This window comes from uncultured Vibrio sp. (assembly GCF_947488985.1).
Lineage (GTDB): Bacteria > Pseudomonadota > Gammaproteobacteria > Enterobacterales > Vibrionaceae > Vibrio.
On the sequence record NZ_CANLBV010000217.1, the window covers coordinates 1 to 1,367 of the forward strand.

1 protein-coding gene is annotated in these 1,367 nt (G+C 45.6%); it reads left to right on the forward strand.

All coding sequences use genetic code 11. From position 1 onward, the window contains the following. Positions 1 to 73: 73 nt before the first annotated feature. Entirely contained in the window at positions 74 to 1,099 is a 1,026-nt protein-coding gene (locus Q1A70_RS19915; RefSeq protein ID WP_299695748.1) for an IS110 family transposase, read from the forward strand. Positions 1,100 to 1,367 lie beyond the last annotated feature (268 nt).

Here is a 1,367-nt window from a genome sequence, read left to right on the forward strand (position 1 = left end):
TAACGAATGACATGGATTCCCCCTCCCGAGGATCTGCCACACTTATGTGGTACTTAAATGCACCGGAGGCACCATGTCTGATTATTCTTATTTCTGCGGTATCGACCTAGCTAAAAACCATTTTAGTCTTCATGCCGTAGACCAAAATGGTAAGGTCATACTTCATAAGTCGATAACTCGCTCTAAATTACTGACTACAATAGCAAATATGCCACTCATGCGTATAGGCGTTGAAGCGTGTGGTGGTGCACATTATTGGGCAAGAACACTCAATAAACTGGGTCACGACACCCGTATTATTGCCGTTAAATACGTCATTCCTTATCGAACTAAGGGAAAGAACGACCTTAATGATGCTGTTGCCATATGCGAAGCTGTTCAGCGACCATTAACTCGCTTTGTACCTGTAAAATCACCCGAGCAACAAGCCATCTTATCGGTACATAGAATGAGAGAGCATTGGGTTCGTGAACGTACCGCGCTTATGAATCGTATGCGCGCCCTACTCTCTGAGTTCGGGTTGATCATTCCTGTTGGCCGCTCTTCATTAATGAAACAGGTTCCCTTGATGCTCGAAGACGCAGAGAATGAACTGCCACACCTAGCAAGAACGGTGATTGCCGATGCTTATCACCACCTTGGAGAGTTGAATCAACGTATCGCCGATACTGAACAAGTCTTCGATTCTTTTGCTAAAGTCAGTGACAATGTTCAACGAGTGATGAAGGTTAGAGGCATTGGACCGCAAACCGCGACTGCGATACTCGCTTCAATCGGTAATGGTGCTCAATTTGATAAAAGTCGCGACTTCTCAGCTTGGCTAGGTCTAGTACCAAAGCAATATTCCACAGGAGGAAAACCTAGGTTAGGCCGGATAACCAAACACGGTGACAAATACTTACGAACACTATTAGTTCACGGCGCAAGGACCGTGATTGCTAACCTTGGTGACAAGCAAGATAAGCTTAGCCAATGGTGTCGAGGTGTATTAGAACGACGAGGTATGAACCGAGCGATAGTGGCTCTTGCTGCGAAAAACGCACGAATTATATGGTCGCTTTTACACAATCAAACAGAATATGAAAACTATGCTGCTTAAGTAAAAATCTAAGCAACATAAAGAGTTAAACCCACCGGGTCATTGCAGACGCTAATGATGGAGATAGGTTAAGACCACTTGCGGAGAGCCTGTTAATGCGGCGGACACACTAGATGTCATCTAACGAATAAGGCACCGCAGTCGCGCAAGTCATCAGGGCCACGACGTATGCGAATCGTCGATAAGTAGGCCGAATGTAGAGCGGCAGTCCAAAACCCATCAATATAAGTTTAGCGGATGTTTGACAACCGGGGGAATCCATGTAGCC